We start from the raw sequence: 20376 nt of genomic DNA, 5'->3' as shown, positions 1-20376 counted from the left end.
GGGCCCATGAAACAGGAAAAACTCGACGAAACCGCCATCACCGAGGCGCTCAGTGGCGTGGAGGGCTGGGCCCGTTCAGACGACGGCATCGCCATCGAAAAGACCTTTCGGTTCAAGTCCTTCCGCGAGGCCTTCGGCTTCATGACCGAGGGCGCGCTCGCCGCGGAGAAATTCAACCATCACCCCGAATGGTTCAACGTTTATAACCGCGTGGACGTGCGGCTGACCAACCATGATGCGGGCGGCCTGACCGCGCTCGACTTCAAGCTGGCAGCGGCGATGGACGGTGCAGCGGCCCTGCGCACGAAGAGTTGAAGCGACGTGACTGCATTCCCATATGATGAACGCCGGACGATACCGGCATCGCCACCTGAAGGAGGCCGTGCATGGATGATGTGAAGATCGGCGAGATTCTTCTGCCGGGAGACGAAACCGAACAGGAGCGTCAGCGCGAGCGCGTGCAGAAGCGGTTCTGGCCGGTTCTCAAGCGTGCCGTACGGCAAATCCCGTTCTCGCGCGACCTGATCGCGTCCTACTATTGCGCGCTCGACCCCCGCACGCCGCTGCGTGTACGGGGCACGCTGCTCGGCGCTCTCGCCTATTTCGTGATGCCCGTGGACATCATCCCGGACTTCCTGGCGATGGTGGGTTTCACCGACGACATTGCCGTGCTGACGGCGGCATTCGCCGCGGTTCGCGGCCATGTGCGCGACGACCACTATGTCGCCGCAGACAAGGCGCTTGCGGACGAGCCGGACCTGCAACCGACGCGATAGGCCGCCGGTCACAGGGCTGACACGATCCGGGTCAAAATCTTGCCCTATTCCTTGTGCCTTTAAGGGGTTCGACGGGTTCTATCTCACCAAATGGGGACTGGGGACGCCCGCCTTTCTTCCAGAAGGCAGCGGCGCGGTTCGACGCAATCACGTCCCGGTGCGGCGCGGATGGCCTTCGTAAAATGCGTGCATGTTGACGGTTTGGTAACCTGAATTAAGTCAAAATAAATCAAATCGTCATCATGCATGGCCGACACCGGCAGGACAGGCATCGCCTTCGGCCGCAACCACTGGCAAGACAACCGGCAGGAAAACATGTTTGTAAGAAAGCTCGCAACCGCACTCGCCCTCGTTCTCACGACCGCCGGCGTTGCCTCGGCCCAGTCGCCGACGCGCATTCAGCAGTTCAATGCCTGGGGTGCCTATTCCTACCAGGCCAATGGCGGCAAGGTGTGCTACGTCCTATCCGTTCCCAAGGAGAAGAACCCGGCCGGCGTCGACCACGGCGACATCTTCTTCCTCGTCTCGCAGCGCCCGGGCCAGAACATCTCCTACGAGCCGCAGGCGATGATGGGCTATCCGCTGAAGGAAGGCTCGAAGGTCAACGTCAACATCGACGGCCGCAACTTCGTGATGTTCGTCAAGGGCAACTCGGCCTGGGTGGAGAACGCCGCCGAAGAGCCGGCTCTTGTCGCCGCCATGCGCAGCGGCCGCGACATGAAGGTTCAGGCCACCTCGCGCCGCGGCACCGGCACCAACTATGCCTATTCGCTCTCGGGCATCTCGGCGGCGCTGAAGCAGATCGAAACCTGCCGCTGAGGCACGCACCCCCAATCCAAGCAAAGGCCGGCATCACGCCGGCCTTTGTCGTTTCAGGCAGTGCCTGACCTGTTCGTCCTGAAACGGATGGCCATCAGCGCGAGGGCCCCAAGCAGAAGGGCGGCCGCCACGGCGAAGGTGACATGAAGGCCGGTCGCGACGGCCGCGCCCCCGGCATTGGCCACATCCCTGGTTCCGACCGCCAGCGTGAAGATCGCACCCATCAGGGAGGCCCCGGTGATCAGGCCGAGATTGCGCGACAGGTTCAGGAGCGCTGACGTGACGCCGCGCTCGTCCGACGGTACGCCGGACATGACGGCCGCATTGTTTGCCGCCTGGAAAAGCTGGTAGCCGGGCGTCAGCACGACGATGGCGGCGATATAGCCGGGAAGGCCGAACAGGCTGGAAAGCACGGGCAGTGCGCCGGCGCCGGCCGCCATGGTGGCAAGTCCAGCCAGCGTCATCCTGACGGCGCCGAAGCGATCGACCATGCGCCCCGCCAACACCCCGGTCAGCACGGAAACCAATGGACCCGTCGCCAGAACGAAGCCGACATGGGCAGGACCGAGGCCGAGCGTGCGCGACAGGTAGAAGGGCCCGACGACCAGCGTCACCATGATGACCGTCGCCACTTGCATGCTGGCGACGAGGCTGGCGGCAAAGCCCGGGCGGCGAAACGCCGCAGGGCGAATGAGCGGAAAGGCCGCCCTGCGCTGCCTGACAACGAAGAGCGTCGCTGCCACCACCGCCGCGGCCAGCAGGCCAGTGTTCCAGGCGTCGATTCCGCCCGCGCCCACCGTCATGGCCAGCGCATAGGCGCCGAGTGCTGCGGCAAGCAGCGTGGCCCCGGCAAGATCGAAGCGACCTGAACCTTTCACCCCCTGCCCGGCTGGCAGGAAGCGCCACACAAGGGCGAAGGCCAGGATGCCGAAGGGAACGGCAATAAGGAAGATCGACGGCCAGCCGAAGGTGGCAATGAGCAGACCGCCCAGCGACGGACCAAGCGCCGTGCCGACGGCGGAGGTTGTGCCGAAGAGACCCATGACACTGCCGATACGCTCCTTCGGCACGGTTTCGCTGACAAAGGCCATGGCAAGCGCCATCATGGCGGCGGCCCCCGCGCCCTGGAACGCGCGGGCGACAATCAGCACCGTCAGAGACGGTGCGGCAGCGGCAAACAGCGCAAGCCCGCACAGCAGCAGGAGACGCCGGCCGAGGAGATCGCCGAGACGGCCGATGCCGGCGATCAGCACCGTACTGGCCAGCAGATAGGCCAGCACGACCCACTGGACCTGCTGGAAGCTCGCCGAAAACACATGGCCGAGCGTCGGCAGGGCGACATTGGCGATACTGGTGCCGAGCGACGAGAGCAGAATGGCGAGCGACAGGCCCGCCAGCGCGCCCAGCGGGTGCGGTCTATCCGTTGCGATGACATGCATGTGGTTCATGGCCTTATCCTCTGGTTTCCACCGAGAGATAGGCCGGCAGAATATAGGGCGGAAGACGCAGCATTTGCACTTCATTCGTGCGTTTGGCGCAATATCATGTTTCCGCAAGCGTGCTAGATTGCCTTCATGGCCAGACCCGACCTCAACCTTCTCGTCACGCTTGACGTGCTGCTTGCCGAAGGCAATGTCGCGCGCGCCGCCCAACGCCTGAGGCTCAGCCCCTCCGCCATGAGCCGGGCACTGGCGCGCCTGCGCGATGTCACGGGCGATCCGCTGCTCGTGCGGGCCGGGCGCGGCCTCGTGCCGACACCGCGGGCGCTGGAACTACGCGGCATGGTGGGCCAGGTGGTCGAGGACGCCGAGGCCCTGCTGCGCCCGGCGCGCAGCCTCGATCTCAAAACGCTCGAGCGCACCTTCACGCTGCGCAACCGCGAGGGCTTCGTCGACACCTTCGGCCCTGCACTCGTTGCCCGCATCGCCAACGAAGCGCCAAAGGTTTCGCTGCGCTTCGTGGCGAAGCCCGACAAGGAAAGCACGCCGCTGCGCGACGGCACAGTGGATCTCGAAACCGGCGTGATCGGCGACACGACCGGGCCGGAGGTGCGCGCGCAGGCACTGTTTCGCGACCGGTTCATCGGCATTGTACGCGAGGGTCATCCGCTGCTCGACGGCCCCTTGGATGCGGCGCGCTATGCCGGGGGCAACCATATCCTTGTCTCGCGCGGACGCCGCGAGCGCGGGCCCGTCGACGAGGCGCTGGAGCGGATGGGGCTGAAGCGCCGCATCGCCGTGACGGTCGCTAGCTTTTCCGAAGCCGTGGCGCTTGCCCGCAGCTCCGACCTCATCGCGCAGGTTTCCGACCGTGCGACGGCCGCCTTCCGCGACGGCTTGGTAAGCTTCGCGCTACCGGTGGACCTGCCCGGCTTCACGATTTCCATGCTCTGGCATCCGCGTATGGATGCCGATCCGGCACATCGCTGGCTGCGGACCTGCTTCCGGGAGGTGTGCAGGGGCAAGACTGGTGACTTTCAGCCGGAACAGTGCTAAAGGGCCCGGCAACTGGGCCGCAAGCCGCACTCGCATACGCTGTTTGGCCCGTCGTAACTTCTGTCGAGCATGGACCGCTTGTGGCGCAACAGCCTGCGCCGGGGCAGCCTGTTCCTGGGGAATGACCCGATGGCAAGCATGGATTTTCTCAATACGGCCGAGCCGGTGAAGGCACCCGTCGTCCGCAATATCCCGGCCGCCGAAAAGCCGAGCCTGATCGGTCTTTCTCGCGAAGACATGGGCCGCGCGCTGGTCGACAAGGGCGTCAACGAGCGCCAGGTGAAGATGCGCGTCAGCCAGCTCTGGCACTGGCTCTATGTGCGCGGCGTCTCCGATTTCGACGACATGACCAATGTCTCCAAGGACATGCGCGAAATGCTCAAGACGCATTTCACCATTGCGCGCCCGGAGATCGTCGACGAGCAGATTTCCAGCGACGGCACCCGCAAATGGCTGCTGCGCTTTCCCGCGCGCGGCGCCGGCCGCCCCGTCGAAATCGAGACCGTCTACATTCCCGAGGAAGGCCGCGGGACGCTGTGCATTTCCAGCCAGGTCGGCTGCACGCTCACCTGCTCCTTCTGTCACACAGGCACGCAGAAGCTGGTGCGCAACCTGACGGCGGAGGAAATTCTCTCGCAGCTCCTGCTGGCCCGCGACCGGCTGGGCGACTTCCCGGACCGCGACACACCGGCCGGCATGATTGCGCCGGCCGAAGGCCGCAAAGTCTCCAACATCGTCATGATGGGCATGGGCGAGCCGCTCTATAATTTCGAGAGCGTCAAGACGGCCCTGCTGATCGCGACCGATGGCGACGGCCTGTCGCTTTCCAAGCGCCGCGTCACGCTGTCGACGTCGGGCATCGTGCCGGAAATCTACCGCACCGGCTCCGAGATCGGCGTCATGCTGGCGATCTCGCTGCATGCGGTGCGCGACGAACTGCGCGACATGCTGGTGCCGATCAACAAGAAGTATCCGCTGAAGGAACTGCTGGACGCCTGCCGCGCCTATCCGAGCCTGTCGAACGCCCGCCGCATTACCTTCGAATATGTGATGCTGAAGGACGTGAACGACAGTCTGGAAGACGCCAAGCTGCTCATCCAGCTGCTGAAGGGCATTCCGGCGAAGATCAACCTCATTCCCTTCAATCCCTGGCCGGGCACGAACTACCAGTGTTCGGACTGGGAGCAGATCGAGCGCTTTGCCGATTTCATCAACCAGGCAGGCTATGCCTCGCCGATCCGCACGCCGCGCGGCCGCGACATTCTCGCCGCCTGCGGCCAGCTGAAATCGGAATCCGAGCGCATGCGCAAGGTCGAACGCATGGCCTTCGAGGCCATGATGATCGTCGGCCATGGCGAAGACGACTGAGGCCTTCGCCTCAGTCACTGCCTGACATTTGAGGATGAGGATGGGCCGTCAGCCGGTCTGCGCCGGCGTACCCAATGCCTTTTCGATGGCCGGGAACAGCCCTTCCTTCAGGCTCTTGTCGTCGAACGGACCAACCCGCTTGTAGAGGATCGTGCCATCAGGGCCGACAAGGTAGCTTTCCGGAATGCCGTAGACGCCCCAATCGATCGCCATCTTGCCGACGGGATCGAGGCCGATGGCCGAGAAGGGATTGCCGAGTTCACCCAGGAAGCCGAGCGCACCCTCGGCGCGATCCTTGTAGTTGACGCCGACGACATTGAGCCGCGGGTCCTGCGACAAGGAAAGGATGATCGGGTGTTCCTGTCGGCAGGGCACGCACCAGGAAGCCCAGAAATTCACCAGCGTCAGCTTGCCCTTGCCGGTTTCGGTCGTGAGCGCCGGCACCGGCGCGCCGTTCCTGATCGCACCCGCCAGCGGCTCCAGATCACGATAAGGCGCCTTGGTGCCGATGAGCGCCGAAGGGATTTCGGACGTGCTGCGGCCGGAGGTAAGCTGCGTCCAGAAGATCAGCGCCAGCCCGACGAAGATCGCGAGCGGCAGGGCGGCCAGAATGACGCGCGTGCGCTTGCCGCCGGCTTCGGCATTACCCTCGGGTTCGCTCATTCGGCGTTCTCCTGGCGCGCGGAGCGACGGCGGATTCCGGCGGCTTCCAGACGCGCAAGCTCGCGATGGCGGCCGCGATGGTCGAGCCAGACCCACAGCGCGAGGCCGAAGACGACGCCGAAGGCGGCGCCATAGGATGCCGTGACGTAAAAAGCGTGGCTCATGCGGCCTCTCCGGCCGAACGGGCGGCGTGGCGGCGCAGCACGGCGATGCGGCGACGCAGGATCTCGTTGCGCATGGCAAGGACATGCAGCGTGAAGAACAGCATGGTGAAGGCGAAGGCCATGATCAGCAGCGGCCACAGAAAGGCCGGATCGATTGTCGGACCGTCCATGCGGATCACGCTCGCCGGCTGGTGCAGCGTGTTCCACCACTCGACCGAGAACTTGATGATCGGGATGTTGACGAAGCCGACCAGAATGAGGATGGCGCTAGCCTTGGCGGCGCGCGTCGGGTCGTCCATGGCGCGGTTGAGCGCGATGAGCCCGAGATACATCAGGAACAGCACGAAGACCGAGGTCAGCCGTGCATCCCACACCCACCAGGTGCCCCACATCGGCTTGCCCCACAGCGAGCCCGTGATGAGCGCGACGAGGGTGAAGCCGGCACCGAGCGGTGCTGCGGCCTTGGCCGAGACATCGGCCAGCGGATGACGCCAGACGAGCGTGCCGAGCGCCGACAGCGCCATGACCGTGTAGCACATCATCGACAGCCAGGCGGCCGGTACATGCACATACATGATGCGCACCGTCTGGCCCTGCTGATAATCATCCACCGAGGCGAAGGACAGGTAGAGCCCGACGGCGAACAGACAGACCGTCAGCCCGGCAAGCCACGGCCAGACGATGGCGACCAGCGCCAGAAACCGGGTCGGGTTGGCAAGGTCGCTGAATTTTCGGATGGCAAGGCTCGGTTCGCTCATGATGGTTCTTTAACGCGTCAGCCCCGTCTCTTCAATTGATCTGCCGCAATCACATTCCTGTCAATTCGGCGCGTCAATCGCTGGACAGGCGAAGCGCGGCGGCGGCGGCCACGGGGCCGATTACCGCGAAGAACAGGTTGAGCGCCACGAGGATGAGGAAGGGCGGCAGGAAGGGTGCGGGATCCTGGATCGCCGCATAGACGGCGGAGACGCCGAAGATCAGCACGGGAATGGCAAGCGGCAGCACCAGGATGGAGACGAGCAGCCCGCCGCGCGGCAACGCAACGGCGATGCCGGCCCCGGCCGCGCCGATGAAGGTTATGGCCGGCGTGCCGACCAGAAGCGTCAGCGTCGTCGCGCCGATCGCCACCTCGTCCATATTCATGAAGAGGCCAAGCAATGGCGAGGCGATGACCAGCGGCAGGCCGGTCGCGAGCCAGTGCGCCAGGCATTTGACGAAGACGGTGAGAACCAGCGGCGTCTCCTGCATGAGCAGAAGGTCGAGCGAACCATCCTCGCGTTCCGCCTGGAACAGCCGGTCGAGCCCGAGCAGCGAGGCGAGCAGCGCACCGATCCACAGAATGGCGGGGCCGATGCGGGCGAGAAGATTGAGGTCCGGCCCCACGCCGAAGGGAATGACGGCAACGACCGTCATGAAGAACAGCACGCCGATCAAGGCACCGCCACCGGCACGCATGGAGAGTTTCAGGTCGCGGGCGAGGAGGGCAATCATGCCGTGGTCTCCGGGCAAGGCGGGTGGGTGCTACTCCCCCCTGCCCTGCCGGGCATCTCGCCCACAAGGGGGGAGATCGAATCGCTGCCAAGTCTCGCCAAACGCAAACGATGGAGATGAGGCGGCGTCAGCGCCACCAGCCAATCTCCCCCCCTGTGGGGGAGATGCCCGGCAGGGCAGAGGGGGGTGGCCACAAGCTCGCCCATCACCACACAGTCTCCGCCGCGCCCGTAAACCCGGTCATTCGCAACTCCCTCAAACCTTCCAGCCCCAGCGGCTGGTGCGTTGCGGCGATCGCGATGCCGCCGCGGGACAGATGGGCCGTCACCAGCCCGGCAAACATGCGTTCGGCTGCCACGTCCAGCGCGGCCGTCGGCTCATCGAGGATCCAGACCGGGCGCCAGGCGACCAAAAGCTTGGCCATGGCCATGCGGCGCTGCTGGCCGGCGGAGAGATAGCCGAAGGGCAGATGGGCGATGCCGCCGAGCCCGACCGTATCGACCGCCTCGTCGACACAGACGCCCGCGCCGCCGGCGAAATCACCGAAGAAGGCTTTCCAGAAGGTCAGGTTCTCCTCGACGGTCAGTTCCCGCTTCATGGCATTGCGGTGGCCGAGATAGTGGGCGGCCTCACCGAGACGCTCCACCGGTTGCGTTGCAGCAAGAAGACGCACCGTGCCGGCCTCCGCAGCCAGCAGTCCGGCCAGCACGCGCAACAGCGTGGACTTGCCGGAGCCGTTCGCACCCTTGACGAGGAGCGCTTCGCCGCCGGCGATTTCGAAGGAAATATCCCGGAAAATCAGGTCTTCGCCGCGCCTGGCGCTCAATCCTTCGGCGACGAGCCGCATGGTGCTTCACTTTCCCTTTACGACCTCGGTCGCAATGCAAAAAAATTGTGCCGTTTTACCGTTCGGCGCTCTGGATCGTTCCTTAGAAATTATCTATAACGCCCGCAACACGCCAGCGGTCGGCGTGAATATCATCCAAGCGCCGAACACGGGAATGATTTCCGCGTACGGACAGCGGAAATGACCGCACCCGCATCCCATTCGCGCGTCACACGCGCACGGGCGTTCGTACGTCAGATTTCTGGCGCCAGACGAGACGGGGTATCAATGTCCAAATCCCTAGACAGTTTCAATTGTCGTTCGGTCCTTACGGTCAACGGCACCGACTATGTATATTACAGCCTCCCGAAGGCTGAAGCGAACGGCCTCGCCGGCATCTCCAAGCTGCCCTACTCCATGAAGGTGCTGCTGGAGAACCTGCTGCGCTTCGAGGACGGCCGCTCGGTTACCAAGGAGCAGATCCTCTCCGTCGTCGAATGGCTCAAGAACAAGGGCACGGTCGAAAACGAGATCGCCTATCGCCCCGCGCGCGTTCTGATGCAGGACTTCACCGGCGTTCCCGCCGTCGTCGACCTGGCAGCGATGCGCGACGCGATGGTTTCGCTGGGCGGCGACCCGGAAAAGATCAACCCGCTCGTTCCCGTCGACCTCGTCATCGACCACTCCGTCATCGTTGACGAATTCGGCACGCCGACCGCCTTCGCCCGCAACGTCGAGCTCGAATATGAGCGCAACGGCGAGCGTTACCGCTTCCTCAAGTGGGGTCAGCAGGCCTTCAAGAACTTCCGCGTCGTTCCTCCGGGCACGGGCATCTGTCATCAGGTCAATCTGGAATATCTGGGCCAGACGGTCTGGACCAAGGAAGAAGACGGCGAGATCGTCGCCTACCCGGATACCTGCGTCGGCACCGACAGCCACACGACCATGATCAACGGTCTCGGCGTTCTGGGCTGGGGTGTGGGCGGTATCGAAGCCGAAGCGGCCATGCTCGGCCAGCCGGTCTCCATGCTTCTGCCCGAGGTCATCGGTTTCAAGCTGACCGGCAAGCTCAAGGAAGGCGTCACCGCGACCGACCTCGTGCTGATGGTCGTGCAGATGCTGCGCAAGAAGGGCGTGGTCTCCAAGTTCGTCGAATTCTTCGGCCCCGGCCTCGACAACATGACGCTGGCCGACCGCGCGACAATCGGCAATATGGGCCCGGAATACGGCGCGACCTGCGGCTTCTTCCCGGTCGACAGCGAAACCGTCAACTACCTCACCATGTCCGGCCGCGAAGAACAGCGCATCGCGCTGGTCGAAGCCTATTCGAAGGCCCAGGGCATGTGGCGTGACGGCGACGGCGCCGACCTCGTCTTCACCGACACGCTCGAGCTCGACCTCGGCGACGTCGTTCCGGCCATGGCCGGCCCGAAGCGTCCGGAAGGCCGCATCCCGCTCGAAAACATCGCATCGGGCTTCGCCACGTCGCTTGAAAGCGACTACAAGAAGCCCGGCCAGCTTTCCACCCGCTATGCGGTCGAAGGCACCGACTACGATCTCGGCCATGGCGACGTCGCAATCGCGGCCATCACGTCGTGCACCAACACGTCCAACCCCTCGGTCCTCATCGCGGCCGGCCTGCTCGCCCGCAACGCCGTCGCCAAGGGCCTGAAGACCAAGCCGTGGGTGAAGACGTCGCTGGCACCCGGATCTCAGGTGGTCGGCGAATATCTCGCCAAGTCCGGCCTCCAGGCCGACCTCGACACGCTCGGCTTCAACCTCGTCGGCTTCGGCTGCACGACCTGCATCGGCAACTCCGGCCCGCTGCCGGCGCCGATCTCCAAGACGATCAACGACAAGGGCCTGATCGCCGCCGGCGTCCTGTCGGGCAACCGCAACTTCGAAGGCCGCATCTCGCCGGATGTGCAGGCGAACTACCTCGCCTCGCCGCCGCTCGTCGTGGCCTACGCGCTTGCCGGAACGGTCCAGAAGGACCTGACGACGGAGCCGCTCGGTGAAGACCGCGACGGCAACCCCGTCTACCTCAAGGATATCTGGCCGACCTCGCAGGAAATTCAGGAATTCATCCTGAAATACGTCACCCGCGCGCTCTATGCCACGAAGTATGCCGACGTCTTCAAGGGCGACGCCAACTGGCAGGCCGTTCAGGTGCCCGATGGACAGACCTATGCATGGGACGACCAGTCGACCTATGTGCAGAACCCGCCCTACTTCGTGGGTATGGGCAAGACCGGCTCGGGCCTGAAGAACATCAAGGGCGCCCGCATCCTGGGTCTCTTCGGCGACAAGATCACGACCGACCACATCTCGCCGGCCGGTTCGATCAAGGCGGCCTCGCCTGCCGGTGCGTATCTCACGGACAACGGCGTCGCCGTCGCGGACTTCAACCAGTACGGCACGCGCCGTGGCAACCATGAAGTCATGATGCGCGGCACCTTCGCCAACATCCGCATCCGCAACCACATGCTCGGCCCGAACGGCAAGGAAGGTGGCTACACCATCCACTACCCGACGAAGGAAGAGCTTTCGATCTATGATGCGGCCATGAAGTACAAGGCCGAGGGCGTTCCGCTCGTCATCTTTGCCGGCGTCGAATACGGCAACGGCTCGTCGCGCGACTGGGCGGCCAAGGGCACGAACCTGCTCGGCGTCAAGGCCGTGATCGCGCAGTCCTTCGAGCGTATCCACCGCTCCAACCTCGTTGGCATGGGCGTCGTGCCCTTCGTCTTCGAGGACGGCACGAGCTGGGCATCGCTCGATCTCAAGGGTGACGAGATCGTCACGATCGAGGGCCTGGAAGGCGACATCAAGCCGCGCGAGAAGAAGATCGCCAAGATCACCTACTCCGACGGCACGGTGAAGGACGTACCGCTGCTTTGCCGCATCGATACGGTCGACGAGGTCATGTACATGAACAACGGCGGCATCCTGCAGACCGTTCTTCGCGATCTCGCCGCCTGAGCGATTTCGAATTTAAAGGGAAAATGCCGGGGCCTTTGCCCCGGCATTTTTCGTTGTGGCAGCTGCTTTCGTGTCTTTTCGCAGTTCAGGACGCAGAACCGCTGCACATTTTCTGGAATTGCTTCCCAAAAATCTCACTCCATCGTGACTTCCTGTTGAAGCCGCAACGGCGTATGACGGGCTCGAAAAAGCCGGCCTGTGCCGGCTCTCCATTGGGAATGATCATGCCGAGACCGCATTTTCCGGAATGTCTGGCGATCCTGCTGATGCTCGCCGCCGGCGCCGCCCACGCGCAGGAGGCCGTCGCGCCCAAGGGTGTGGTCGAACTCTTCACCAGCCAGGGCTGCTCGTCCTGTCCGCCCGCCGACAAGGCGCTGGAAACGCTGGTGCGCGAAGGCGATGTCGTCGCGCTCGCCTATCATGTCGACTACTGGAACTATCTCGGCTGGGCCGACACGCTCGCCTCCAAGGACAATACGGACCGGCAATATGCCTATGCCCGCATGTTCGGACGCAACGGCGTCTACACGCCCCAGGCTGTGCTCAACGGCCGCGAACATATCAACGGCGCCAATATTTCCGGCATCCGTGACCGCATCGGCGCGCTCTCCACCGAGGGCAAGGGCCTGAAGGTGCCGGTCGACGTGGCCGTGACGAACGACGAGTTGCGCATTCGCGTCGGCGCCGGTGAAGGCAAGGCCAACATCGTCATCGCCTATTTCGAGCGCGAGCGGACGATCAACATCGACAAGGGCGAGAATCGCGGCAAGACGGTCAACTACTGGCACGCCGTGACGTCGATGGAAACGATCGGCATGTGGGAAGGCAAGGAAACCAATCTCGTGCTTCCGGCCGACATGCTGAAGAAGAAAAAGAAGGCCGGCGGCTGCGCCGTGCTGGTTCAGCGCATGAAGACCGCGGACACGCCCGGCGCCATTCTGGGCGCCACCGTGCTGACGGGCGAAAAGGCTTCCCGATAAGGTTTTGAGGGAGGTCCGGCCCGGCTTCCTCGAGGGGCTGGGGCTTGAGGGTTCGAAGAGAGACGGACCGGACCTGGACGAAGCTGCCGGCAACGGAATACAAGGCAGCTCCGAATGACGCACTCCGACCGAACCGCTTTCTGCACAAGGCAGCAGGCTGGCATGAGCTGCGACAGCGGGACTGTCTTCTCAAATTTGGGCGTCTGTTTGTCTGAAATGCGGCGGGACCTTTTTTTTGCGAAAAGGTAAGTCCCGGCGCTCCAGCTTGCATTTCAAGTCCACTCAGGCAAACTGTCACCGTGCCGTCATACAGCAGGTACGGAGATTCGATGACAGATCAGCCGGATTTGCACGCATCCAATGTCGTGGTCGACCTCAGGGAATACCGCAGCAGCAAGGACCCGCTGCCGGTGACATTCGATCGAAGGGAGCTCGACGCAATCCTCTGGGTCTATGGCCGCATGGTCGGCGAGGGCGCCTGGCGCGATTACGCAATCGACCATATGCGCGACAGGGCGGTGTTCTCCATCTTCAAGCGCTCCGGCGAAATGCCGCTCTACCGCATCGAGAAAGATCCCAAGCTCGCCGCCAAGCAGGGCGCCTACAGCGTCATCAACCAGCACGGCACGATCCTGAAGCGCGGCCATGAGTTGAAGCAGGTGCTGAAGATCTTCGACAAGGTGCTCCGCCTCGTCGAGACATAGAAAACCGCTCCGCGGATCCCTTACACTTTACCCCATCGTGCCCGGATAGTCCGTCGCCGACGGTTCGGTCTCCGCGCCGTCGCCGAGCGCGCGCTGCATGAACACCGTATCCAGCCAGCGGCCATGCTTGAAGCCGGTCGCCTTCATGTGGCCGTTGTGCTCGAAGCCTGCAGCGGCATGAACAGCAATGGAGGCAGGATGCGCTCCGCCGATGACGGCCACCATCTGGCGGAAACCAAGCGCCGTACAACGGCGGATAAGTTCTGCCAGAAGCGCTCTGCCGACACCCTTTCCGCGCGCCTCCGGCGCCAGATACACGGAATCCTCGACGAGCCAGCGATAGGCCGGGCGCGTGCGGAAGGCGGAAGCATAGGCATAGCCGAGGATGAGGCCGGTCTGCTCGACCGCCACGATATAAGGATAGCCTTTGCCCGTGATCGCCGCAAAGCGCGCCGCCATCTCGTCGGGCGAGGGTGGATCGATCTCGTAGCTCGCCACGCCGTTCAGAACGGATTCGCGATAGATCTCGGTGAAGGCGGCGATATCGCCGGAAACCGCGGTGCGGATGATGAAGTTCATGGGCGCCGGCATCTGTTGAATTATTCTTGTCGCCTTTTGCGTCCGGACCTGACGGAAATCAAGACGAAGACGGGGATGAGGTTAATCCTCATCCCCGCACCGGTTCATTGCCTTGGGACGCGCGGCGTCCCCGCCACAGATGGCGATCAGGCGCCGTAGACGATCAGGAGGTCCTTGGCGTCGATCTGGTCGCCGGCCTTGACCAGCACCTCGGAGATCGTGCCGTCCTTCTCGGCGTGCAGCGCCGTTTCCATCTTCATCGCCTCGATGGAGAGCAGGACGTCGCCGGCCTTGACCGCTTGGCCGGCCGAGACGGAAACCGTCGAGATGACGCCCGGCATCGGCGCACCCAGATGGGCGGCATTGCCGATATCCGCCTTGCGGCGCACGGCGGAGCTGGCCGCGCGGTTGCGGTCCGGCACCTTGATCAGGCGCGGCTGGCCGTTCAGCTCGAAGAACACCTTCACCATGCCCTGCGTATCCGGCTCGCTGGTCGCCTGATGCAGGATGACGAGGGAGACGCCCTTTTCCAGCTCCGGCTGAAGTTCTTCGCCGGCCGACAGGCCGTAGAAATAGGCCGGTGTCGGCAGCACGCTGACCGGACCGTACAGGTCGGCGGCCAGCGCATAGTCGGTGAAGACCTTCGGATACATCAGGTAGGAGGCGAATTCGAAATCGTCGACCTTGCGCTCCAGCTTATCCTCGATCGCCTTGCGCTCGGCATCCAGATCGGCAGGTGGCAGAAGCGAGCCCGGCACCTCGGTATAGGCGGCCTCGCCCTTCAGCGCCTTCTTCTGGAGACCTTCCGGCCAGCCGCCCGGAGGCTGGCCGAGATCACCGCGCAACATGGAGACGACCGATTCCGGGAAAGAAACGTCCTTGGCCGGGTTTTCGACATCGGCAACGGTGAGATCCTGGCTGACCATCATCAGCGCCATGTCGCCGACGACCTTGGAGGACGGCGTAACCTTCACGATATCGCCGAACATCTGGTTGGCATCGGCATAGGCCTGGGCGACCTTGTGCCACTTGGTCTCAAGCCCAAGCGAGCGGGCCTGTTCCTTCAGGTTGGTGAACTGGCCGCCCGGCATTTCATGCAGATAGACCTCGGAGGCAGGCCCCTTGAGGTCGCTTTCGAAGGCGGCGTACTGGAAGCGCACGGCCTCCCAGTAGAAGGAGATGCGGCGGATCCATTCGGGGTCGAGGCCCGGATCACGCTCCGACCCCTTCAGGGCCTCGACGATGGAGCCAAGGCAGGGCTGGGAGGTGTTGCCCGACAGCGCGTCCATTGCCGCATCGACGACGTCGACACCGGATTCGACGGCCGCGAGCACCGTGGCCGCAGCAATGCCAGACGTATCATGCGTGTGGAAATGGATCGGCAGGTCGGTCGCCTCGCGCAACGCCTTGAACAGAACGCGCGCGGCCGCCGGCTTCAGCAGGCCCGCCATGTCCTTGACCGCGATCATGTGCGCGCCGGCCTTTTCCAGGTCAGCGGCAAGGGCGGTGTAGTATTTCAGATCGTATTTCGGGCGCGCCGAGTTCAGGAGATCGCCGGTATAGCAGATCGCCGCTTCGCAGATGCGATTCTCTTCGACGACCGCATCCATCGAGACGCGCATGTTGTCGACCCAGTTCAGGCAGTCGAAGACGCGGAACACGTCGATGCCGCCCTTGGCCGCCTGGCGCACGAAATACTTCACGACATTGTCGGGGTAGTTCTTGTAGCCCACGCCGTTGGCGCCACGCAGTAGCATCTGCAAAAGCAGGTTCGGCGCGTCCTCGCGGATGCGGGCGAGACGATCCCACGGGTCTTCCGTCAGGAAGCGCATGGAGACGTCGAAGGTCGCCCCACCCCAGCATTCCAGCGAGAAGAGCTGCGGCAGCGCGCGCGCATAGGTGCCGGCGACGCGGGCGATATCATGGGTGCGCATGCGGGTGGCGAGCAGCGACTGATGGCCGTCGCGCATCGTCGTGTCCGTCATCAGCACACGCTTTTCACCGCGCACCCATTCGGCGAACTTCTTCGGACCGAGTTCATCCAGCTTCTGCTTGGTGCCAGAAAGGATGTCGCCCTCGATGAATGGCACGACGGGCTTGGCCGCATCGGCCGGCGGCTTCGGCCGGCCCTTCGCCTCGGGATGACCGTTGACCGTGACATCGGCGAGATAGGTGAGCAGCTTGGTGGCGCGGTCCTGACGCTTCACCTGCTGGAACAGCTCCGGCGTCGTGTCGATGAACCGGGTCGTATAGGTGTTGTTGCGGAATGCCTCGTGCGTGATGATCGCCTCAAGGAAGGTGAGATTGGTCGCCACGCCGCGAATACGGAATTCACGCAGCGCCCGGTCCATGCGGTCGATCGCCTCGACCGGGTTCGGCGCCCAGGCCGTGACCTTGACGAGCAGCGGATCGTAGAAGCGGGTGATGACCGCGCCCGGATAGGCCGTGCCGCCATCGAGGCGGATGCCGAAACCCGACGCCGAGCGGTAGCCGGTGATGCGGCCATAGTCCGGGATGAAGTTCTGCTCGGGGTCTTCGGTGGTGATGCGGCACTGCAGCGCGTGACCGTTGAGGCGGATGTCAGCCTGCGCGGGAACGCCGGATGCCGCCGTACCGATCGCTTCGCCGTCGAGAATGTGGATCTGCGCCTTCACGATGTCGATGCCGGTCACGACTTCCGTGACGGTATGCTCGACCTGGATGCGCGGATTGACCTCGATGAAGTAGAACTTGCCGCTGTCGGCATCCATCAGATACTCGACCGTGCCGGCGCCGATATAGTTCGTCGCGCGGGCGATCTTCAGCGAATAGTCGGCCAGTTCCTGGCGCTGCGCATCCGAAAGATAGGGCGCCGGTGCACGTTCCACGACCTTCTGGTTACGGCGCTGGATGGAGCAGTCGCGCTCGAAGAGATGCACGACATTGCCATGCGTATCGCCGAGGATCTGACTTTCGACGTGGCGGGCGCGCTCGACGAGCTTTTCCAGATAGACCTCGTCCTTGCCGAAGGCGGCCTTGGCCTCGCGCTTGGCCTCGCGCACCTCGCGGATCAAATCCTTGGGATCGCGGATGGCACGCATGCCGCGCCCGCCGCCGCCCCAAGAGGCCTTGAGCATGACGGGATAGCCGATCTCTTCGGCGAGGCGATGGATCTCGCCATCGTCATCCGGCAGAGGCTCGGTGGCGGGAACGACCGGCACGCCGACGGAAATGGCGAGATTGCGCGCGGCGACCTTGTTGCCGAGCTGGCGCATGGTCTGTGGCCGCGGGCCGATGAAGGTGATGCCGGCGGCGTCACAGGCATCGACGAATTCCGGGCTTTCCGACAAGAGGCCATAGCCGGGATGAATGGCATCGGCGCCCGAGAGCTTGGCGACGCGGATCACCTCCTCGATCGACAGATAGCTTTCGATCGGTCCGAGATCGCGCTCGAGATGCGGGCCCCGGCCGATCTGGTAGCTCTCGTCCGCCTTGAAACGATGCAGCGCGAGCTTGTCCTCTTCCGCCCAGATCGCGACCGTTTTTATGCCGAGCTCATTGGCTGCGCGGAACACGCGGATGGCGATTTCGGAACGGTTGGCGACAAGGATCTTGGAAATGGGCAAGTCGAACTCCTCAATGACTTGGAAGCGGGAAATGCTGCACCCGCGAAGAGAATTATTAGCGGCTAATTTGCAAAGTGCAATTTCGGACTCGTCATGAGACGCAAGATTTGCGTCGTCAGGAAATGAGCCCCAGCCGGAAGGCAAGCGCAATGGCATGGTGCCGGTTTCGCGCGCCGAGCTTCTCCTGGATACCGTTCATGTACCAGTCGACGGTATGGCTGGAAATACCCAGCTCGCGGGCGATCTCAGGTGAGGTCATGCCGGCGCCCAGCAATGTCAGCGCCTCCATTTCGCGGCGCGTTAGTTCGAAATCGACGGCGGCGGTGGAGCGCGCGGCCATTTCGGGATCGATCTCGTGGATCAGCTTCCAGAAAAGACGCCGGGCGATGCCGTCAAACAGGCTCATCTCGATTCTTTCGAGATCCACCGGCCTTCCGCCGAGGCTGAGGCTGCCAAGAAGGCCGCGCCGGCCGTGGACCGGAAAGATATAGCCATCCTCGAGCCCGTTCTGGCGGGCATCCACCATCATGCGCTCCATGCGCTTGCGGTGCGGGCTGGTGCGGTAGACGTCGAGCGTATCGCGCCAGCGGAACCCCTCCCGCGCATGACCGAGATATCTTACCGTCGGGTCGATCTGCATATAGCGCTTGCGCACATAAGTCTCGGGCCAGCCCTTCGGCCAGCGTCCTGCCAGCAAGAGCCCGTCCGGGCCTTCGACCGGCAGCGGCCTGCGGATCACGGCATAATAGTCGAAACCGTAGAATTCGAGCAGGCGCTGGAACTCGGATGTCGTCTCCGCGCGGCCGCGCATCTCCTCAAGCAGTGCAAGAAATTGCACCAGCAAACTGACTTTCATGTACCCCGCGCCGGAAGCGCCCCGTTCAAATTCCAAGCGATGCCTGACCTGTCCTCCAAGTCAGTCATGTCCCATTCATGTTGCCCCACATACAATTGGCAGGATCGAGTGATGAAAATCAATCGGATAAGGAACACACGCCATGCAAAAGAAAGTCATCGTGCAAGTTCTGAGTTGCATCATGAGATTCTTACAAGCGTGACGAACTTCGCACCCCCCTCTTGTGTTACCCGGACACAGGAGCGAAGGGATCGAGGTGCTACCACCGCACCGCACAACAGGTTTTGCCGGAAAGGCCCGAATTCGTGTCTTTGTTTCAGGTTTATGCAAGAGCTCTCAGCTACTTGAATGTCTACAAGCTGCGCGTCGGATCGGTCGTTGTCGCCAACGTCGTGCTCGCGGTCATCGCCATTGCCGAACCCATCCTGTTCGGTCGTATCATTGATGCCATTTCCAGCGCTGACGGGCATGTCACGCCCCTGCTGCTGATGTGGGCCGGCTTCGGCCTTTTCAACACCATCGCCTTCGTTCTCGTCGCCCGTGAGGCCGACCGGCTGGCCCATGGCCGCCGCGCGAGCCTGCTGACGGAAGCGTTCGGCCGCATCATTTCCATGCCGCTCGCCTGGCACAGCCAGCGCGGCACCTCCAATGCCCTGCACACGCTGCTGCGCGCCTGTGAAACACTTTTCGGCCTGTGGCTGGAATTCATGCGCACGCATCTGGCGACCGCGGTGGCCCTCGTCCTGCTCGTGCCCACTGCCTTCGCGATGGACTACCGCCTCTCGATGGTCCTCGTCGTGCTCGGCGCGCTCTATGTGCTGATCGGCAAGGTGGTGATGAACCGCACCCGCGAGGGCCAGGCCTCGGTGGAGAACCACTATCACACCGTGTTCTCCCACGTGTCGGATTCCATCAGCAACGTCTCGGTGGTGCACAGCTACAACCGCATCGAAGCCGAGACGCGCGAACTGAAGCGCTTTGCCGAACGCCTGATCAACGCCCAGTATCCCGTGCTCGACTGGTGGGCTCTGGCAAGCGCTCTCAACCGCATCGCCTCCACCCTCTCGATGATGGTCATTCTCGTCATCGGCACGGTTCTGGTGCAGCGCGGCGAAATCAGGGTGGGCGATGTCATTGCGTTCATCGGCTTTGCCGGCCTGCTGATCGGCCGTCTTGACCAGATGAAGGCCTTTGTCGAACAGATCTTCGAGGCCCGGGCCAAGCTGGAGGACTTCTTCACGCTGGAAGACGCCGTCAAGGATCGCGAGGAACCGAGCGACGCCGGCGACCTCGGCGACGTCAAGGGCAAGGTCGAATTCCGCGACATCACCTTCGACTTCGCCAACACGACGCAGGGCGTTCGCAACATCTCGTTCACCGTGGAAGCCGGCCAGACCGTCGCCATCGTCGGCCCGACCGGTGCGGGCAAGACGACGCTCGTCAACCTGCTCCAGCGGGTCTACGAGCCGCAGTCGGGCCAGATCCTCATTGACGGTGTCGATATCTCGAAGGTGACGCGCAAGTCGCTGCGCCGATCGATTGCCACCGTGTTCCAGGATGCGGGCCTGCTCAACCGCTCGATCTCCGACAATATCCGTCTCGGCCGCGAGGGCGCGACGGACGAAGAGATCATGGCGGCAGCCGAAGCGGCGGCAGCGAACGACTTCATCACCTCGCGCCAGAGCGGTTACGAAACCCATGTCGGAGAGCGCGGCAACCGTCTTTCGGGCGGCGAGCGCCAGCGTATCGCCATCGCCCGCGCAATCCTGAAGAACGCGCCGATCCTCGTGCTCGACGAGGCCACCAGCGCGCTCGACGTTGAAACGGAAGCCCGGGTGAAGGCCGCGATCGATTCGCTGCGCAAGAACCGCACGACCTTCATCATAGCGCACCGCCTCTCCACCGTGCGCGAGGCCGACAAGGTGATCTTCCTGGATCGTGGCCAGATCGCCGAGATGGGCACGTTCAACGAGCTCAGCCAGAGCAACGGCCGCTTTGCCGCCCTGCTGCGCGCCAGCGGCATCCTGACGGACGACGACGTGCGCAAGAGCCACACCGCCGCCTGATC

The 20376-nt window shown here is 63.5% G+C and carries 18 protein-coding genes; 9 read left to right on the top strand and 9 right to left on the bottom strand.

The window, feature by feature from the left end:
- The first annotated feature begins 6 nt into the window (after positions 1 to 6).
- From MNR02_RS01015 to MNR02_RS01005, 3 genes are all read left to right on the top strand, one after another.
- Positions 7 to 315, top strand: coding sequence for a 4a-hydroxytetrahydrobiopterin dehydratase (locus MNR02_RS01015; RefSeq protein ID WP_241947773.1), 309 nt, complete (start codon positions 7 to 9; stop codon positions 313 to 315).
- A gap of 71 nt (positions 316 to 386) precedes the next feature.
- Positions 387 to 776, top strand: a complete 390-nt coding sequence (locus tag MNR02_RS01010; RefSeq protein WP_241947772.1) for a YkvA family protein — start codon at positions 387 to 389, stop codon at positions 774 to 776.
- A 315-nt stretch (positions 777 to 1091) separates the two neighbouring features.
- Positions 1092 to 1595: an invasion associated locus B family protein gene (locus tag MNR02_RS01005; protein WP_241947771.1), complete on the top strand. Its 504-nt coding sequence runs from the start codon at positions 1092 to 1094 to the stop codon at positions 1593 to 1595.
- Positions 1596 to 1648: 53 nt separating this feature from the next.
- Here the strand turns inward: MNR02_RS01005 and MNR02_RS01000 are convergent, their stop codons facing one another.
- Positions 1649 to 3043 carry an MFS transporter gene (locus tag MNR02_RS01000; protein WP_241947770.1) on the bottom strand — a complete coding sequence of 465 codons (1395 nt, stop codon included), beginning with the start codon at positions 3041 to 3043 and terminating at the stop codon, positions 1649 to 1651.
- A 126-nt stretch (positions 3044 to 3169) separates the two neighbouring features.
- Here MNR02_RS01000 and MNR02_RS00995 point away from each other — a divergent pair, with 126 nt between their 5' ends.
- A complete protein-coding gene (locus MNR02_RS00995) occupies positions 3170 to 4090 on the top strand; it encodes a LysR family transcriptional regulator (protein WP_241947769.1) in 921 nt (306 codons plus the stop codon).
- Between the two features lie 138 nt (positions 4091 to 4228).
- Positions 4229 to 5458: a 23S rRNA (adenine(2503)-C(2))-methyltransferase RlmN gene (rlmN, locus tag MNR02_RS00990; RefSeq protein ID WP_371746725.1), complete on the top strand. Its 1230-nt coding sequence runs from the start codon at positions 4229 to 4231 to the stop codon at positions 5456 to 5458.
- 48 nt (positions 5459 to 5506) lie between these two features.
- On the opposite strand, the gene MNR02_RS00985 is transcribed toward rlmN, so the two are convergent.
- The 5 genes from MNR02_RS00985 to ccmA form a co-directional block, all read right to left on the bottom strand.
- Positions 5507 to 6121 (bottom strand): DsbE family thiol:disulfide interchange protein, encoded by a 615-nt coding sequence (locus MNR02_RS00985; protein ID WP_241947767.1) that lies wholly within the window; start codon positions 6119 to 6121, stop codon positions 5507 to 5509.
- A complete protein-coding gene (gene ccmD, locus MNR02_RS00980; protein ID WP_241947766.1) occupies positions 6118 to 6285 on the bottom strand; it encodes a heme exporter protein CcmD in 168 nt (55 codons plus the stop codon). The genes MNR02_RS00985 and ccmD overlap by 4 nt, the downstream gene beginning before the upstream one ends.
- Positions 6282 to 7043, bottom strand: a complete 762-nt coding sequence (locus tag MNR02_RS00975; protein ID WP_241947765.1) for a heme ABC transporter permease — start codon at positions 7041 to 7043, stop codon at positions 6282 to 6284. The genes ccmD and MNR02_RS00975 overlap by 4 nt, the downstream gene beginning before the upstream one ends.
- 73 nt (positions 7044 to 7116) lie before the next feature.
- Complete coding sequence (gene ccmB / locus MNR02_RS00970; protein ID WP_241600969.1) at positions 7117 to 7776, bottom strand: heme exporter protein CcmB; 660 nt, start codon at positions 7774 to 7776, stop codon at positions 7117 to 7119.
- Positions 7777 to 7981: 205 nt separating this feature from the next.
- Entirely contained in the window at positions 7982 to 8623 is a 642-nt protein-coding gene (gene ccmA, locus MNR02_RS00965) for a heme ABC exporter ATP-binding protein CcmA (RefSeq protein ID WP_241947764.1), read from the bottom strand.
- Positions 8624 to 8890: 267 nt separating this feature from the next.
- On the opposite strand from ccmA, the gene acnA reads away from it, so the two are divergent.
- From acnA to MNR02_RS00950, 3 genes are all read left to right on the top strand, one after another.
- On the top strand, positions 8891 to 11584 hold the full coding sequence (gene acnA, locus MNR02_RS00960) for an aconitate hydratase AcnA (RefSeq protein WP_241947763.1): 2694 nt from the start codon (positions 8891 to 8893) through the stop codon (positions 11582 to 11584).
- Positions 11585 to 11850: 266 nt separating this feature from the next.
- A complete protein-coding gene (locus MNR02_RS00955) occupies positions 11851 to 12564 on the top strand; it encodes a thioredoxin family protein (protein WP_241948795.1) in 714 nt (237 codons plus the stop codon).
- A gap of 329 nt (positions 12565 to 12893) precedes the next feature.
- A complete protein-coding gene (locus MNR02_RS00950; protein ID WP_241947762.1) occupies positions 12894 to 13268 on the top strand; it encodes a DUF2794 domain-containing protein in 375 nt (124 codons plus the stop codon).
- A 27-nt stretch (positions 13269 to 13295) separates the two neighbouring features.
- Here MNR02_RS00950 and MNR02_RS00945 read toward each other — a convergent pair whose 3' ends face one another.
- The 3 genes from MNR02_RS00945 to MNR02_RS00935 all read right to left on the bottom strand — a co-directional run bounded on the left by MNR02_RS00945 (position 13296) and on the right by MNR02_RS00935 (position 18308).
- A complete protein-coding gene (locus MNR02_RS00945) occupies positions 13296 to 13847 on the bottom strand; it encodes a GNAT family N-acetyltransferase (RefSeq protein ID WP_241947761.1) in 552 nt (183 codons plus the stop codon).
- Positions 13848 to 13993: 146 nt separating this feature from the next.
- Complete coding sequence (gene pyc / locus MNR02_RS00940) at positions 13994 to 17452, bottom strand: pyruvate carboxylase (protein ID WP_241947760.1); 3459 nt, start codon at positions 17450 to 17452, stop codon at positions 13994 to 13996.
- 115 nt (positions 17453 to 17567) lie between these two features.
- Complete coding sequence (locus MNR02_RS00935) at positions 17568 to 18308, bottom strand: LuxR family transcriptional regulator (RefSeq protein WP_241600963.1); 741 nt, start codon at positions 18306 to 18308, stop codon at positions 17568 to 17570.
- A 305-nt stretch (positions 18309 to 18613) separates the two neighbouring features.
- Here MNR02_RS00935 and MNR02_RS00930 point away from each other — a divergent pair, with 305 nt between their 5' ends.
- A complete protein-coding gene (locus tag MNR02_RS00930; protein ID WP_241600962.1) occupies positions 18614 to 20374 on the top strand; it encodes a glucan ABC transporter ATP-binding protein/ permease in 1761 nt (586 codons plus the stop codon).
- Positions 20375 to 20376 lie beyond the last annotated feature (2 nt).

The sequence above is a fragment of the Shinella sp. H4-D48 genome, from assembly GCF_022637395.1.
In the GTDB taxonomy this organism is placed as follows: domain Bacteria; phylum Pseudomonadota; class Alphaproteobacteria; order Rhizobiales; family Rhizobiaceae; genus Shinella; species Shinella sedimenti.
This window is presented reverse-complemented; position numbering and strand designations above follow the sequence as displayed.

Bases quoted from the DNA above. Each gene is read 5' to 3' on its own strand.
- MNR02_RS01015 (WP_241947773.1), top strand. From the start codon at position 7: ATGAAACAGGAAAAACTCGACGAAACCGCCATCACCGAGGCGCTCAGT.
- MNR02_RS01010 (WP_241947772.1), top strand. From the start codon at position 387: ATGGATGATGTGAAGATCGGCGAGATTCTTCTGCCGGGAGACGAAACC.
- MNR02_RS01005 (WP_241947771.1), top strand. From the start codon at position 1,092: ATGTTTGTAAGAAAGCTCGCAACCGCACTCGCCCTCGTTCTCACGACC.
- MNR02_RS01000 (WP_241947770.1), bottom strand. From the start codon at position 3,043: ATGAACCACATGCATGTCATCGCAACGGATAGACCGCACCCGCTGGGC.
- MNR02_RS00995 (WP_241947769.1), top strand. From the start codon at position 3,170: ATGGCCAGACCCGACCTCAACCTTCTCGTCACGCTTGACGTGCTGCTT.
- rlmN (WP_371746725.1), top strand. From the start codon at position 4,229: ATGGATTTTCTCAATACGGCCGAGCCGGTGAAGGCACCCGTCGTCCGC.
- MNR02_RS00985 (WP_241947767.1), bottom strand. From the start codon at position 6,121: ATGAGCGAACCCGAGGGTAATGCCGAAGCCGGCGGCAAGCGCACGCGC.
- ccmD (WP_241947766.1), bottom strand. From the start codon at position 6,285: ATGAGCCACGCTTTTTACGTCACGGCATCCTATGGCGCCGCCTTCGGC.
- MNR02_RS00975 (WP_241947765.1), bottom strand. From the start codon at position 7,043: ATGAGCGAACCGAGCCTTGCCATCCGAAAATTCAGCGACCTTGCCAAC.
- ccmB (WP_241600969.1), bottom strand. From the start codon at position 7,776: ATGATTGCCCTCCTCGCCCGCGACCTGAAACTCTCCATGCGTGCCGGT.
- ccmA (WP_241947764.1), bottom strand. From the start codon at position 8,623: ATGCGGCTCGTCGCCGAAGGATTGAGCGCCAGGCGCGGCGAAGACCTG.
- acnA (WP_241947763.1), top strand. From the start codon at position 8,891: ATGTCCAAATCCCTAGACAGTTTCAATTGTCGTTCGGTCCTTACGGTC.
- MNR02_RS00955 (WP_241948795.1), top strand. From the start codon at position 11,851: ATGCTCGCCGCCGGCGCCGCCCACGCGCAGGAGGCCGTCGCGCCCAAG.
- MNR02_RS00950 (WP_241947762.1), top strand. From the start codon at position 12,894: ATGACAGATCAGCCGGATTTGCACGCATCCAATGTCGTGGTCGACCTC.
- MNR02_RS00945 (WP_241947761.1), bottom strand. From the start codon at position 13,847: ATGAACTTCATCATCCGCACCGCGGTTTCCGGCGATATCGCCGCCTTC.
- MNR02_RS00935 (WP_241600963.1), bottom strand. From the start codon at position 18,308: ATGAAAGTCAGTTTGCTGGTGCAATTTCTTGCACTGCTTGAGGAGATG.